Raw genomic sequence first — 13001 nt, 5'->3', positions numbered from 1 at the left:
CCTCGATCCGCGAACGATACCCCGGTCACGGTACTCCGCACAGGGGGCGCGATCCCCCGTCGGCGACGTGGGGTGGCGCGGCATGGCGTACTGGCCTTTCGGCCTAGGCCATCCGGATCGATCACTTACCCGAGAGGTAGGCAACCAGGCGTTCGTGTGCGTCGCGGAGCTTGCGCATCCGCGCCTGCCTCGCGGCGTCGCTCACCCATTGCGCGGTGCTGGCGCGGCGCATGTCCAGGCTGTACTCGATGTCGGCGAACGGCGTCAGCACGGTATCGGTGGCGGGGGCGAAGCCGCTGATGTCATGGATCCGCTTGAGGTTGGCCAACTCACGGGTCGCGTCCTTGCCCTTGCCGTACCGGGTGATGAAGGCGGCGATGCGATCCTGCCACGCCGGTGGAAGGTCACGGCGCACGACGATCACCGCATGTGGAATCAACGACGAGGTCCAGAGCACGTGCAGCCGTGCGTAGGGTTCGGGAAAACGCTGCTGGAACCGTTCGAGGTCGGCACTGTTGTTAGTCGCCACGTCGGCTTCGCCGTTGGCGACAGCCAGCGCGTTGTTCTGGTGGTTGTCCACGCGCACGCTCTTGAAGAACGTATCCGAGTCGAGGCCCCGCGCGGCGAACACTTGGGTCTCCGGCACGAGATAGCCCGACGCGGATAACGCCTCACCGCGCGCATAACGCCACTGGCCGGGATGCGCGAGCATCTGGTCGAGCGTGCGGATGCGTGAGTCGGCACCCGTCAGAAGCACCGCGCGATAGCCCAGCGAGCCGTCGCCCCGGGTGAGTTGCGCGATCACGCGCATGTTGTGCCGTGTGACCGCTTCCAGGGCGAGGCGCCCGGACAGAAACGCGATGTCCACGCGTTGTTCGCCGATCGCCTGGGCGATGCCCTCATACGACGACACCGACAACGGACGCACCGGACGCGCCAGCGAGGCGCTGAGGTCGTCGATCAAGGGCCGCCACGCTTCCAGCGACTCGGCCGGTCCGCCGATGGGCAGGATGCCGAAGGTCATCGGGGCGCCCGCGTCGTCATCGGCCAGAGCCGGTGTCGCCAGGGTGAAGGCGAGCTGCACCAGCACACTCCCGATGAGCGCACGCCATCCTCTGAAACCACGCATCGCCTGCCCCTGCCTCGGTCTAACCCCCGACCCCAGCGCGGGGTCGTGCGTGCTCAGTCGCCGAGGTTCTGCGCGGCGACCAGTGCTTCCAGGCGATTGCGCACATGCAGTGCGCGGAAGATCGCCGCAAGATGAATCTTCACCGTGCCCTCGCTGATGCCCAGGTCCCTGGCGATCAGCTTGTTCGGACGTCCCTTCGCCAGCAGCTTGAGCACGTCGATCTGACGGTCGGTCAGTACGCTCGCCAGGCGCTCCTTCGTGGAGAGGCCATCGCTGGCGGGCAGCGGAAACGGCGACGACGGCATCGCGCTTCCGGCGGGCTTCATGGCTTCGGGCGGCACGTAGACACCGCCGCCGACGACCAGCCGCACCGCGTTGAGGATCACGTCCGGCGGCGACGACTTGGGAATGTACCCTTGCACGCCCAGATCGAGCACGTGGCGGATCGCCGAGGAGTCTTCCGTACCGGACAGCACCACTACAGGTCGCGCGCGGGCCAGGCCCCGTTCGTCGCTGGCTTCCCGTAACCGCATCACGGCGTGCCGGATGTGCTCGGTGCCTTCGGCGCCCGGCATGGCCATGTCGATGAGCGCGATATCCGGCAGCGGCGATTCGGCGAGACGTTGATTCAACTGGGCCACGCTTTCGGCCTCGACGAATTCGACGTCGTCGCCGAGTTCGCGAAGCTTGAGCTTCACGCCCTCGATGATGAGCCGGTGATCGTCCGCGATCAGAATGCGCATTCCACTCCCCCCGCCCGCCATGCCACGGGCTCCCCGTAGCGCCCACCATAGTCGGCCCCCGGGACGTGGGCAACCCGGCCATAAGGCTCAGACGGCTGCATGATGGACAGACCAGACCGAAACCATTACGTCGAGCAGGCGCTCCGGGGAAACGGGTTTGTGCAGCACCGGCATGGTCGCCGTATCGACGTTGCGCAGGTAGTCGCTACGGGTCTCCCCGGTGATGAGCACCCGGGCGAAGGGAGGCGGGTCCCCCGGTCGGCGGCGGTAATAGCGATCGAGCAGGCCGATCACGTCCAGCCCGGTGCCTTCGCGCAGCCGCAGGTCGGAGATCACGACGTCGGGCGGCTGGATCCACTGGTGCACCGCCTCCATGGCCTGCTGGGCGTCTTCGGCGGTCATCACCTCGCAGCCCCAGCTGCCCAGCAGGTAGCTGATGCCGGCGAGGATGCTCGGTTCATCGTCGATCACCAGCACGCGCATGCCGGCCACGTCACGGCGCGGTGCCGGCTCGTCGGCTGCGGGGGGCGGTCGCGGTGCCTCGCCCGGCTGCACCCGGGGCAGCACGATGGAGAAGACGCTGCCACGCCCCGGCCGGGAGCGCACTGAGGCGTTCGTCTCCAGCAGGCCGGCGAGGCGCTGCACGGTCGACAGACCGAGCCCGAGGCCGCGCCGCGTGCTTTCCGGGCGGCCGGCCTCCGGCCCGTTCTCCACGCGATAGAACTCGTCGAAGATGTGCTTCTGGTGTTCCGGCGCGATGCCCCGGCCGGTGTCCCACACATCGATGCGCACCGTGCCGTCGCGGCGCCGCCGCGCACCCACGAGCACGCCGCCGCAGCGGGTGTAACGCAGGGCGTTGCTGACCAGGTTGTTGAGTATCCGGGCGACCATGGTGCGGTCGCTGCGCACCCAGAGGTCGGTGGTGCGTACCACCAGGCGCAGATCGTGCTGCTCCGCCACCATGCGGAAGTTGACGCTCACTTCTTCGAAGATCTCGTCCAGCGACAGGTCGGCGGGCACCGCGCGCATGGCGCCGGTCTCCAGCCGCGACAGATCGAGCAGTTCCCCGAAGAGGTGGTCCAGCGACTCGACGCACTCCTGGATGTGCGCGATCCGGTTGAGCCGGACCGGATCGAACTCGTCGACGGCCAGGCCCGAGGAAAACAGCGTCAGCGCGTAGAGCGGCTGGCGCAGGTCGTGGGAGGCGGCGGCGAGGAAACGTGCCTTCGCCACGCTGGCCGCCTCGAGCGCGGCGTTCTTGCGGGCCAGCTCCTCGGTGGCCTGGGCGATCTCGCGCTCCATGCCGATCTGCGCGTGCAGCAGCTTGGACGCGGCACCATTGAAGCCGCGTTGGAGATCGCCGATTTCGGTGTCGTCGGTCACCGGCACCACCACGGTCCGGTCGCCCAGTCCAAGCTGGCGCACGGCGATGGCGAGGTTGCGCAACGGCGCACTCAGCCAGCGTGCCGTCGACCAGCCGATCGCCACGGCGATCACCAGGCTGAGCGCGAGCCAGAGCAGGGCGTTCTGCACGCCGGCGCGCTGCGCGGCGACGGCGGCCTCGACGCTCACCTCGACCGTCACCGAGCCGATCGCGACGTGTTTCACCGGATCGAGCACGTCGCGGGTCACGGTCAGGCTCTCGTCGTCGTCCACGGCCCCGTTGACGCGATCGGCGAGGATCTCGCCGTCCGGATCGCTGATCCGCACACGGGCCACCTGGGGAAGCTGCACGATCGACTGCGCGATGCGCCCGAGGTCTCGACGCTGGCCCTCCCGGAGGGCCTCGCCGGACACCGACGCGGCCTGCTGGGCGATGGCATCCGCGGTGGCGCGGCCCATGTCGCGCAGGCTGTCCATCTGGTGGCGGGTCAGCAGGGTCACGAGCAGCACTGCGCTGATGGCGGTCGGCACGAGCGCGACACAGGTCAGGCGCTGCACCAGCGAGGTGCGGCGCCAGAACTTGTCCAGCCACGAAACGGGTACCTCTCGCATATGCCTCCCCCTGCCGACGCCCGTCCAGGGCGGCGTGACCGACAGCCTAGCGCAGACGGCACGGGGCGGGCAGGCCCGCCAACGGCTTCGGCCAAGTGGCCGATCAGTAGCGGACGCCGGCCTCGCCGTAGGCGCGCAGCACGTCGCGGGCCTGGTCGCGCAGGATGTCCCGGCGCACGGCGATGCCGCGACGCTCGAGTTCGCCCACCCAGTCGGCCGGCAGCGGGCCTTCGTCGAACGGGGTAAGGGCTTCGACGTCTTCTGCGCGGGCGCCGATGAGCAGCGTATCGATGCCCGCCCACACGGTGGCCCCGAAGCACTGGCAGCAGGGCTGCGAGCTGGTGGCGAGCGTGAAACTGCCGCTGCGGTGGCCGTCGTTGTCGGTGTTGAGGCGGAAGCGCTGCATGCGCTGCTGCGCGATCATGTAGGCCATCATTTCGGCGTGGGCGACCGAGCAGGTGTGCGGCACCACGCGGTTCACGCCCACCGACACGATGCGGTCGTGCTGGTCGAACACCACGGCGCCAAACGGGCCACCCGTGGCGCGCTCGACGTTGAGCGCGGAGAGTTCGACGGCGAGGCGTATCTTTGCCTCATCGCCTGCGTAGGGGAGGTCGTTCTTCACCGCCTGGTGGACCCAGGCCGGAAGGGTAAGGTGCACCTGCGCGTACATCATGCCTGCCTGGCCCACGAATCGCGCAAGGTCACCACGCGGTTGAACACCGGTGCCTCCGGCGTGTGGTCGTGCATGTCGGCCACGAAATACCCCAGGCGCTCGAACTGCACGCGGTCCTCGCGCGCCGCACCCGCCGCGGCCGGCTCGACATAGCCATGGACCACGCGCCGCGACTGCGGGTTGAGGTGATCCTTGTAGGTCTTGCCGTCGCTGTCGTCGTCGGGATCGGTCACGTCGAACAGGCGGTCGTACAGGCGCACGGTGGCGGGTACGGCGTCGCGCGCGCTGACCCAGTGGATCGTGCCCTTCACCTTGCGGTCGGCGCCGGGCATGCCCGAACGCGTGTCGAGGTCGAGGGTGCAGCGAAGCTCCACCACCTCGCCCGCGTCATTCTTCACCAGCTCGTCGCAGCGCACGATACCGACGCCGCGCAGGCGCACCTCGCCCTCGGGCTTGAGCCGGTGGAAGCCCTTGGGGGGCACTTCGGCGAAATCGTCCTTTTCGATCCAGAGCTCGCGCGAGAAGGGCACCTCGCGCATGCCGAAGCGCTCGTCCTTCGGGTGGTTGGGGAAGGTGAGCGTTTCGCGGTGGTCTTCGCCGAGGTTGGTGATGACCAGTTTGAGCGGGTCGATCACCGCGAGACGGCGCGCCGCGGTGCCATCGAGGTCTTCGCGGATGCAGCCTTCGAGCACGCCCATGTCGATCGTGCTGTTCTGCTTGCTGACGCCGATGCGCTCCCAGAACAGGCGGATGCCCGCCGGCGTGAAGCCACGACGGCGCACGCCGGCGATGGTCGGCAGGCGGGGATCGTCCCAGCCGTCGACCAGGTTTTCGGACACCAGCGTGATGAGCTTGCGCTTGCTCATGACCGTGAAGTTGAGGTTGCCGCGCGAGAACTCGATCTGCCGCGGCTTGCTCGGCGTCGTGGGCAGGCCCGCCTCAACCAGCGGCTGCCACAACGCGGGATCGTTGGCGAGGTCGACGTGGTCCACGCACCAGTCGTAGAGCGGACGGTGGTCTTCGAACTCCAGCGTACACAGCGAGTGCGTGATGCCCTCCACCGCGTCGGAGAGCGAGTGCGCGAAGTCGTACATCGGGTAGATCGGCCAGGCGTCGCCGGTGTTCTGGTGATGCACCTTGCGGATGCGATAGAGCGCCGGATCGCGCAGGTTGATGTTGCCCGAGGTCATGTCGATCTTCGCGCGCAGGGTCTTGCTGCCGTCGGCGAACTCGCCGGCGCGCATGCGCTGGAAGAGATCGAGGTTTTCCTCGATGGCGCGGTCGCGATAGGGCGAGTTGCGGCCCGGCTCGGTCAGCGTGCCGCGGTAGTCGCGCACCTCGTCGGCCGAGAGGTCGTCGACATAGGCCAGGCCCAGGCGGATCAGCTTCAGTGCCGAGCGGTAGAACACCTCGAAGTAGTCGGAGGCATGGCGCAGCTCGGCCCAGTCGAAGCCCAGCCACGTCACGTCGCGCTGGATGGCTTCCACGTACTCGACGTCTTCCTTCGAGGGATTGGTGTCGTCGAAACGCAGGTTGCAGGTGCCGGCGAATTCGGCGGCGAGGCCGAAGTTGAGGCAGATCGACTTGGCGTGGCCCAGGTGCAGGTAGCCATTGGGCTCCGGCGGGAACCGGGTGTGGACGGTCGCGTGCTTGCCGGAGGCCAGGTCGTCGCGGACGATCTGGCGGATGAAGTGCTGCTGCAGGACGGGCGTATCGGTCGACATCTCGAAGAACTCGAAGGTGGGGTCGCGGCAAACCTCCGAGTTTACCGTGCTTGCGTGTCCGGCGCTTGCCGCCCGGCCGGCTGGCGCGGTAGCGTGGCGTCCATGCGGATCGCTTACCACGCCGAAAGCCTGATCGACGCTCACCTGGTGAAGGACGCCCTCGAGCGTGCCGACATCCCGGCCTTCGTGTCGGGCGAGTTCCTCATCGGCGCGATGGGTCAGCTGCCCGCGCGCGACTTCATCGCCGTGATGGTGCCAGAAGCGGCCGGCGAGGCCGCCGACGCCATCGTGCGCGGGGTCGAGGCGCAATTGGCGCAGGCCCGCGCGTGGGCGGCGGCCGACGACGATATCGACGCGGTGACGTTCCCCGCCTGATCCGCGTTTTCCCCTCTTCCAGGATTCACCATGCAGGCTATCCACGACCTCGTCCGCGACGTGCCGGATTTTCCGACACCGGGCGTGCTCTTCAAGGACATCACGCCCCTCCTGGCCGACGCCGCCGCGTTTGCCCAATGCATCGATGCCTTGTGCGAGCCCTGGCGCGGCGCGCCGGTGGGTGCCGTGTGCGGTATCGAGTCGCGCGGTTTCATCTTCGGCGCCGCCATGGCCCGTGCCCTCGGCGCCGGTTTCGTCGCCCTGCGCAAGAAAGGCAAGCTCCCGCCGCCCGTGCACGGCGTGGACTACGGCCTGGAATACGGCCGCGATCGCCTGGAAATCGGCCAGCAGACCCTCGCGCCGGGCGAACGGGTGATCGTGGTCGATGACGTGTTGGCGACCGGCGGCACCCTCGAGGCCGGGCGCCAGTTGGTCGAACGCCTGGGCGCGACGGTCATCGGTGCGGGCGTGGTGATCGAACTGGACGCCCTGGGCGGGCGGGCCCGGTGGACAGGCACCGCGCCGCTGCACGCGCTCGTGCGCTACTGACGCTCTTCGAGCCGCTCGATCAGCACGATTTCGCTGGACCCGGGGCCTTCGTCGTCGCGGGCCAGCGAGGTCGCCAGGTGCCAGCCGTCGTCGCGGCGCACGTCCACGAGCATGCCTTCGACGTGGATCACCTCGCCCGGACGCACCTCGCGAAGACGGGCCGCCATGTTGTCGTTGGCGGGCACCATGTGCATGTTGGCGCTGGACGATTCGATGGCCTTGCGGGGAATCGGGTAATCGTCGGTGTACCAGTAATAGAGCCGGTTCGACTGGGAAATGCGGATTCGCCGCAGCACCTTCCCCTCCGCCATCGGGCCCCAGCCCAGCGCCAAGTCGGTCGGGGCGAGCGGGGCGAGGTCGTCGAGTTGGTAATCTTCGCGCGAAAGCACGCGGGCGGTCATCGAGAAGCTCGCCCGCGGTTGCAGGGTGAAGCGGCCCAGTGCCACGGGTTTGGCGTCGCCGAGCGCGTGCTGCGCCGGCGCAAAGGCGGCCTGGCGGTCGTTCGCGGCCCCCGCACCGGCGTGCGGCCACCAGGCGTAGGCCGCCCAGGCGCACAACGGAATGATGAAGGCGGACCAGAGGCGCATTCGGCTAATTCGTGACGTGGATGACACCGCAACGGACGAGCCGCCTTACGGTTGACTTAGACCGTGGCAACGCGGCATCCCTCGGTGGTGAGGAGGTCGTGCGGCAGGGCGCGGATCAGCTCGGCCACCGCCTCGAAGAAGGGCGTCATCGCCGAACTCTTGCGCCACAGCATCGCGATGCGGCGGCTGGGCGGCGGCGCATCGAATGCCACCAGGCTGACGTTCGGCGACTGGGGCACCGGGGGCTTCACCGCCAGCGCGGGGAGCAGGGTGATGCCCACGTTGGCCGAGACCATCTGGCGAAGCGTCTCCAGGCTGGTCGCCCGGAAACCCGACTTTTCGCCCGCGCCGGCCAGGTGGCAGACCTCCAGCGCCTGGTCGCGCAGGCAATGGCCGTCCTCAAGCAGGAGGAGGTCCTGCTCGGCGAGATCGTCCATGCGCAGGTGCGGGCGTCGCGCCAGTTCGTGCCCCGCGGGCACGGCCAGGACGAACGGCTCTTCGAACAGGTATTCGACGTGGAGCGAATCGTCATGGATGGGCAGGGCGAGAATGCCGGCATCCAGGGTGCCTTCGCGCAGCATGTGCAGTACCTGTTCGGTCTTTTCCTCGCGAAGCAGCAGTTCCAGGCGCGGAAAGCGCTCGCGCAGGCGCGGCACGACGTGCGGCAGCAGGTAAGGCCCCAGGGTGGGAAAGATGCCCAGGCGGATGGTGCCCGACTCCGGATCCCGGGTGCGCTGGGCGATCGACTTGATCTCGTCGACCTGCGAGAGCACCGCGCGGGCCCGCCGGGCGATTTCACGCCCTGTTTCCGTGAGCAGCACCTTCCGCGGCGTACGTTCCACCAAGGCGACACCCAGTTCGTCCTCCAGCTTGCGGATCTGGGTGGACAGAGTGGGCTGGCTCACGAAGCTCGCGTCGGCCGCGCGGCCGAAATGCCGGTGTTCGGCCAGCGCCACGAGGTAGTGCAGATCCCGGAGATTCATGGAAGGGGCTCGTAGGGATTTTGATAGCCGCAGCCTATCACATTCATGCTCACAATCGATTTGAGATATGCGACAGGGGTCGCTAACCTTGCAGTCTCAGTCGCGTCACCAAGCGCGCGGATAGTTCCACCCAAACCCTGACTGGAGAGTCGAAATGCTGACCATTGGCGACAAGTTCCCCGAGTTCAACCTGCTGGCCGTTGACGGCGGCCCCCTGGCCAACAAGATCGAAGACGCCTTCACGACCATCTCGGATAAGTCCTACGAGGGCAAGTGGAAGCTCGTGTTCTTCTATCCGAAGGACTTCACCTTCGTCTGCCCGACCGAGATCAAGGGCTTCAGCGACCTGAACGAGCAGTTCAAGGACCGTGACTGCCAGATCCTCGCCGTCTCGACCGACTCCGAGTTTGTCCACCGCGCCTGGCGCATGGACCATGCCGACCTCAAGAACCTCACGTTCCCGATGCTGGCCGACATCAAGAAAGAGCTGACCACCGCGCTCGGCATCCTGACCAACGATGGCGTCGCCCAGCGCGCGACCTTCCTGGTCGATCCGAACGGCGAGATCCAGTTCGCCTACGTCACCGCCGGTTCGGTCGGCCGCAACCCGGACGAAGTGCTTCGCGTCCTCGACGCGCTCCAGACGGACGAGCTGTGCGCCTGCAACTGGAAGGCCGGCGAAGAGACCCTCAAGGTCGCCTGATCCACCCGTCGCAAGCCCCGCGCCGTTCCCCCGCACGGCGCGGGCACTCCGAGGCGGTGAAGCCAGCTTCACCGCCTCTTTCTTGAACCGAACCCGGTTTTCGCGTGAACCGGCCCTCGCGGCCGAGCCATTCCGCGCCCCATTCCCCCGTTTCCTTAGAAGGTGCATCCATGAGCGTCGCCGATCTTCGCAGCCTGATTCCCGAATACGCCAAGGACCTTAAGCTCAACCTCGACACCGTGCTGAGCGAGGCGGGCGCGCCCGGCCTCAACAAGGCGCAGATCGCCATGGTCGCGCTGGGTTCGGCGATCGCCGCCCGGTACAAGCCGCTGACCGAGGCGCTGGCCGCCTTTGCCGCGGAAAACGCCGCCCCCGAGCAGGTCGCCGCCGCCAAGGGTTCGGCCGCGATCATGGGCATGAACAACATCTACTACCGCTTCCAGCACCTGGTCTCGCATCCGGAGTACGCCAGCATCCCGGCGAAGCTGCGCATGAACGTGATCGGCCAGTACAAGGGCGACGCGAAGAACGATTTCGAGCTCGTGTCGCTCGCGGTGTCGGCGGTGAACGGCTGCGGCATGTGCATCGACTCGCACGACAAGGTGCTGCGCGATGGCGGCGTGTCCGTGCAGGGGATCCAGAGCGCGGTGCGCATCGCCTCGGTGATCCACGCCGTGGCCGTCGTGCTCGACCAGGCCGACGCGGCGGGCTGAGGCCGGCCCGGGCGGCGCGTTCTGACGCGCCGCCGCAAAAGAGGGGGTGTCTTCTGGCACTGTGTCGGAGGTCACCCCTGTTCGCAGGATGGGGGATCGTCCACCAGGGGTTCCCCATATGCGCCGTCTCGTACGCCCTCTCCTCTTTACCGCGCTCGCGGCCGCTTGCGGCACCGCGCTCGCCGCCGGCACGGATGCGCCGCCTCTGGGTCATTTGCCCACCTGGGCCCAGCCGGAGAGCTACCGGCTCTCGTTCAAGGTCGATCCCAAGCAGGAGACCTACACCGGCAAGACCGTCGTCAAGGTGAAACTGGGCCAGCCGTCCGACTTCATCTGGCTGCACGGCAAGGACCTGACCGTCTCCAAGGTGGTCGTCACCGACGCCGCCGGCAAGACCCACACGGGCAAGTACACCGTGGCCGCCGAAAAGGAAGGCGTGGCACGCATCGACCTCGGCGCGACGCTGAGCGGCGAGATCACCCTCGCGATCGATTTCACCGCGCCCCTCAACAAGCAGCTCCAGGGTCTCTACAAGGTCTCGCACGAGGGTATCCCCTATGCGATGACGCAGATGGAGCCGGTGTCCGCGCGTTACGCGTTCCCGGGCTTCGACGAGCCGAGCTTCAAGACCCCGTACGACATCAGCCTGACCATCCCCGCGGACGACCAGGGCGTGGCGAACACCGCGCAGGTCAAGGAAGAAAAGGCCGGCGCCGGCTGGAAGACGCTGACCTTCTCCACCACCAAGCCGCTGCCGACCTACCTGGTCGCGTTCGCCGTGGGCCCATGGGACATCGTGAAGGGCCCGGACATCACCCCGACGGCCTATCGCGCCACGCCGACCCCGCTGCGCGGCATCGCCGCCAAGGGCGAAGGCCATCGCATGCAGCACGTGCTGGGCGAGACCAACGCGATCATCCACACGCTCGAGGACTACTACGGCTTCGGCTATCCCTTCGACAAGCTCGATCTGCTCGCCGCGCCGGACTTCAGCGCGGGTGCGATGGAGAACGCCGGCCTGGTCACGTTCCGCGACTGGCTGCTGCTGATCGATCCGGATTCGGCCGCCCAGTACGTGCGCGGCTCGTTCAACGTCAACGCGCATGAGCTGGCCCACCAGTGGACCGGCGATACGGTGACCATGGCCTGGTGGAACGACCTCTGGCTCAACGAGGCGTTCGCCACGTGGATGCAGCAGAAGGTCACGCAGAAGGTGCACCCGGAATACCGCGCCGATCTCGATCGCGTGCGCGGTGCGCAGGGTGCGATGAGCAACGACAGCCTGGTGAGCGCGCGCAAGATCCGCCAGGAAATCACCGGCAACGGCGATATCGAGACGGCCTTCGACGGCATTACCTACCAGAAGGGCGCCGCGGTGCTGGGCATGTTCGAGGGCTACGTGTCCGAGCCGGTCTTCCAGAAGGGCATGCGCGCCTATATCCAGAAGCACAAGTTCGCCAACGCGACCGCCGACGATCTCGTCGACGCGATCGCCGAAGCGGCCGGGCAGGGCGATCAGTTCAAGAAGGCGTTCAACAGCTTCCTCGACCAGTCCGGCGTGCCCTACGTGGCGACCGAAGTGAAGACCCAGGGCGGCAAGACCGTGCTCGAACTCAAGCAGAGCCGCTACCTGCCGTTGGGCAGCACCGGCGACGCCAACCGCGTGTGGGGCGTGCCGATGTGCGTGCGCTATGCCACGGGCAACGGTGCCAGCAAGGTCAAGTGCGAGATCCTCGACAAGGCCACCGGCACCATGGTGCTCGATGGTGCGGCGAAAAACGCGTGGGTGATGCCCAACGCCGACGGTCGCGGCTACTACCGGTTTGCCCAGAACAAGGCGGACCTCGCCGCGCTGACCAAGGTGGTCGGCACGCTGACCGACGCTGAGCAGCTGGCGTATGCCGACGCCGTGCGTGCCAGCTTCCAGCACGGCGACCTCAACGCGGGCGACGTGCTCGCCGCGTTCAAGCCGCTCACCGCCTCCAAGGTGCGTGAGGTGTCCACCTCGCCGATGGGGACGATCGCCTGGATCCTGCAGAACGAAGCCGTCACCGACGCGCAGCGCGCCCGCGTGCGCCAGTGGGCGACCGACGCCTACCTGCCGACGCTGCGCGAACTGGGCTATCGCAAGAAGGCCGGCGAGCAGGACAACGACACGCTCACCCGCAACACGCTTGCCGCGTTCCTCGCGGGCGACGACGTGGCCAACGCCGAAGTGCGCGCCGAACTGCTCAAGCAGGGCGACGCCGCGCTCAGGATGAAGGACGGCCACCTCGATCTGGACGCTGCCGATCCCGACCTGCTGGCGACGTCGCTCGGCGTGGCGGTGCAGGAGCGCGGCGCACCCGCCGTGGATGCGCTCATCGCCGAGATCCCGAAGACCTCCGACCCGGCCAAGCGCAACGCCATGCTCGACGCGTTGTCCGAGGCCAAGAGCCCGGCGCTGGCCGACAAGGCGCGCAATTTCGCCCTCGGCAAGGACGTGAAGGTCGGCGAGATGGCGATGGTGCTTAGCGGTTCGCGTGACAGCCAGGCAGCCCGCGACGACCTGTGGAAGTGGTTCACCACGAACTACGACAAGATCGTGGCCCGCACCGGTAGCTTCGCCGGCGGCCGCCTGCCGGCGCTGGGGGCCGGTGGCAGCTGCTCCAAGTCCGAGGCCGACCGTCTGTCGGCATTCTTCGACAAGGATCGTCTGTCGAAGGTCAGCGGCGCCGAGCGCGGCCTGGCCCAGACCCGCGAGTCGATCCTCCTGTGCGCGGCGTTGAAGGACAAGCAGGACCCGAACACGATCGTCCGCTGATCCGGCGGACCCTCGTGGCAT

The 13001-nt window shown here is 67.7% G+C and carries 12 protein-coding genes; 5 read left to right on the top strand and 7 right to left on the bottom strand.

Annotated features, from left to right (window positions below):
* Positions 1–121: 121 nt before the first annotated feature.
* The 5 genes from phnD to PI246_RS08615 all read right to left on the bottom strand — a co-directional run bounded on the left by phnD (position 122) and on the right by PI246_RS08615 (position 6267).
* Positions 122–1129: a phosphate/phosphite/phosphonate ABC transporter substrate-binding protein gene (phnD, locus tag PI246_RS08635; protein ID WP_320550855.1), complete on the bottom strand. Its 1008-nt coding sequence runs from the start codon at positions 1127–1129 to the stop codon at positions 122–124.
* 53 nt (positions 1130–1182) lie between these two features.
* Positions 1183–1872 carry a response regulator transcription factor gene (locus tag PI246_RS08630; protein WP_320550854.1) on the bottom strand — a complete coding sequence of 230 codons (690 nt, stop codon included), beginning with the start codon at positions 1870–1872 and terminating at the stop codon, positions 1183–1185.
* 87 nt (positions 1873–1959) lie between these two features.
* Entirely contained in the window at positions 1960–3867 is a 1908-nt protein-coding gene (locus tag PI246_RS08625; RefSeq protein WP_320550853.1) for an ATP-binding response regulator, read from the bottom strand.
* Positions 3868–3970: 103 nt separating this feature from the next.
* On the bottom strand, positions 3971–4543 hold the full coding sequence (locus PI246_RS08620) for a nucleoside deaminase (protein ID WP_320550852.1): 573 nt from the start codon (positions 4541–4543) through the stop codon (positions 3971–3973).
* A complete protein-coding gene (locus tag PI246_RS08615; protein ID WP_320550851.1) occupies positions 4540–6267 on the bottom strand; it encodes a glutamine--tRNA ligase/YqeY domain fusion protein in 1728 nt (575 codons plus the stop codon). Before PI246_RS08615 ends, PI246_RS08620 begins: the two co-directional genes overlap by 4 nt.
* Here PI246_RS08615 and PI246_RS08610 point away from each other — a divergent pair.
* Positions 6235–6642 (top strand): putative signal transducing protein, encoded by a 408-nt coding sequence (locus tag PI246_RS08610; RefSeq protein WP_407069794.1) that lies wholly within the window; start codon positions 6235–6237, stop codon positions 6640–6642. The genes PI246_RS08615 and PI246_RS08610 overlap by 33 nt on opposite strands.
* A gap of 30 nt (positions 6643–6672) precedes the next feature.
* Positions 6673–7191, top strand: a complete 519-nt coding sequence (locus PI246_RS08605) for an adenine phosphoribosyltransferase (RefSeq protein WP_320550850.1) — start codon at positions 6673–6675, stop codon at positions 7189–7191.
* Here the strand turns inward: PI246_RS08605 and PI246_RS08600 are convergent.
* Entirely contained in the window at positions 7185–7778 is a 594-nt protein-coding gene (locus tag PI246_RS08600) for a hypothetical protein (RefSeq protein ID WP_320550849.1), read from the bottom strand. The two genes, PI246_RS08605 and PI246_RS08600, sit on opposite strands and share 7 nt — an antisense overlap.
* Before the next feature lie 56 nt (positions 7779–7834).
* A complete protein-coding gene (oxyR, locus tag PI246_RS08595; protein ID WP_320550848.1) occupies positions 7835–8761 on the bottom strand; it encodes a DNA-binding transcriptional regulator OxyR in 927 nt (308 codons plus the stop codon).
* A 154-nt stretch (positions 8762–8915) separates the two neighbouring features.
* On the opposite strand from oxyR, the gene PI246_RS08590 reads away from it, so the two are divergent.
* From PI246_RS08590 to PI246_RS08580, 3 genes are all read left to right on the top strand, one after another.
* On the top strand, positions 8916–9464 hold the full coding sequence (locus PI246_RS08590) for a peroxiredoxin (protein ID WP_320550847.1): 549 nt from the start codon (positions 8916–8918) through the stop codon (positions 9462–9464).
* Between the two features lie 170 nt (positions 9465–9634).
* A complete protein-coding gene (locus PI246_RS08585; RefSeq protein ID WP_320550846.1) occupies positions 9635–10177 on the top strand; it encodes a carboxymuconolactone decarboxylase family protein in 543 nt (180 codons plus the stop codon).
* 118 nt (positions 10178–10295) lie between these two features.
* The gene (locus PI246_RS08580; RefSeq protein ID WP_320550845.1) at positions 10296–12980 is read left to right on the top strand and encodes a M1 family metallopeptidase; all 2685 of its coding nucleotides are present in this window, start codon (positions 10296–10298) and stop codon (positions 12978–12980) included.
* Positions 12981–13001 lie beyond the last annotated feature (21 nt).

The sequence above is a fragment of the Luteibacter sahnii genome (assembly GCF_034063545.1).
Classification (GTDB): Bacteria; Pseudomonadota; Gammaproteobacteria; order Xanthomonadales; family Rhodanobacteraceae; genus Luteibacter; species Luteibacter sahnii.
The sequence above is the reverse complement of the archived record's forward strand: the minus strand, read 5'-3'. Positions and strand labels throughout refer to the sequence as shown.

Bases quoted from the DNA above. Each gene is read 5' to 3' on its own strand.
- phnD (WP_320550855.1), bottom strand. From the start codon at position 1,129: ATGCGTGGTTTCAGAGGATGGCGTGCGCTCATCGGGAGTGTGCTGGTG.
- PI246_RS08630 (WP_320550854.1), bottom strand. From the start codon at position 1,872: ATGCGCATTCTGATCGCGGACGATCACCGGCTCATCATCGAGGGCGTG.
- PI246_RS08625 (WP_320550853.1), bottom strand. From the start codon at position 3,867: ATGCGAGAGGTACCCGTTTCGTGGCTGGACAAGTTCTGGCGCCGCACC.
- PI246_RS08620 (WP_320550852.1), bottom strand. From the start codon at position 4,543: ATGATGTACGCGCAGGTGCACCTTACCCTTCCGGCCTGGGTCCACCAG.
- PI246_RS08615 (WP_320550851.1), bottom strand. From the start codon at position 6,267: ATGTCGACCGATACGCCCGTCCTGCAGCAGCACTTCATCCGCCAGATC.
- PI246_RS08605 (WP_320550850.1), top strand. From the start codon at position 6,673: ATGCAGGCTATCCACGACCTCGTCCGCGACGTGCCGGATTTTCCGACA.
- PI246_RS08600 (WP_320550849.1), bottom strand. From the start codon at position 7,778: ATGCGCCTCTGGTCCGCCTTCATCATTCCGTTGTGCGCCTGGGCGGCC.
- oxyR (WP_320550848.1), bottom strand. From the start codon at position 8,761: ATGAATCTCCGGGATCTGCACTACCTCGTGGCGCTGGCCGAACACCGG.
- PI246_RS08590 (WP_320550847.1), top strand. From the start codon at position 8,916: ATGCTGACCATTGGCGACAAGTTCCCCGAGTTCAACCTGCTGGCCGTT.
- PI246_RS08585 (WP_320550846.1), top strand. From the start codon at position 9,635: ATGAGCGTCGCCGATCTTCGCAGCCTGATTCCCGAATACGCCAAGGAC.
- PI246_RS08580 (WP_320550845.1), top strand. From the start codon at position 10,296: ATGCGCCGTCTCGTACGCCCTCTCCTCTTTACCGCGCTCGCGGCCGCT.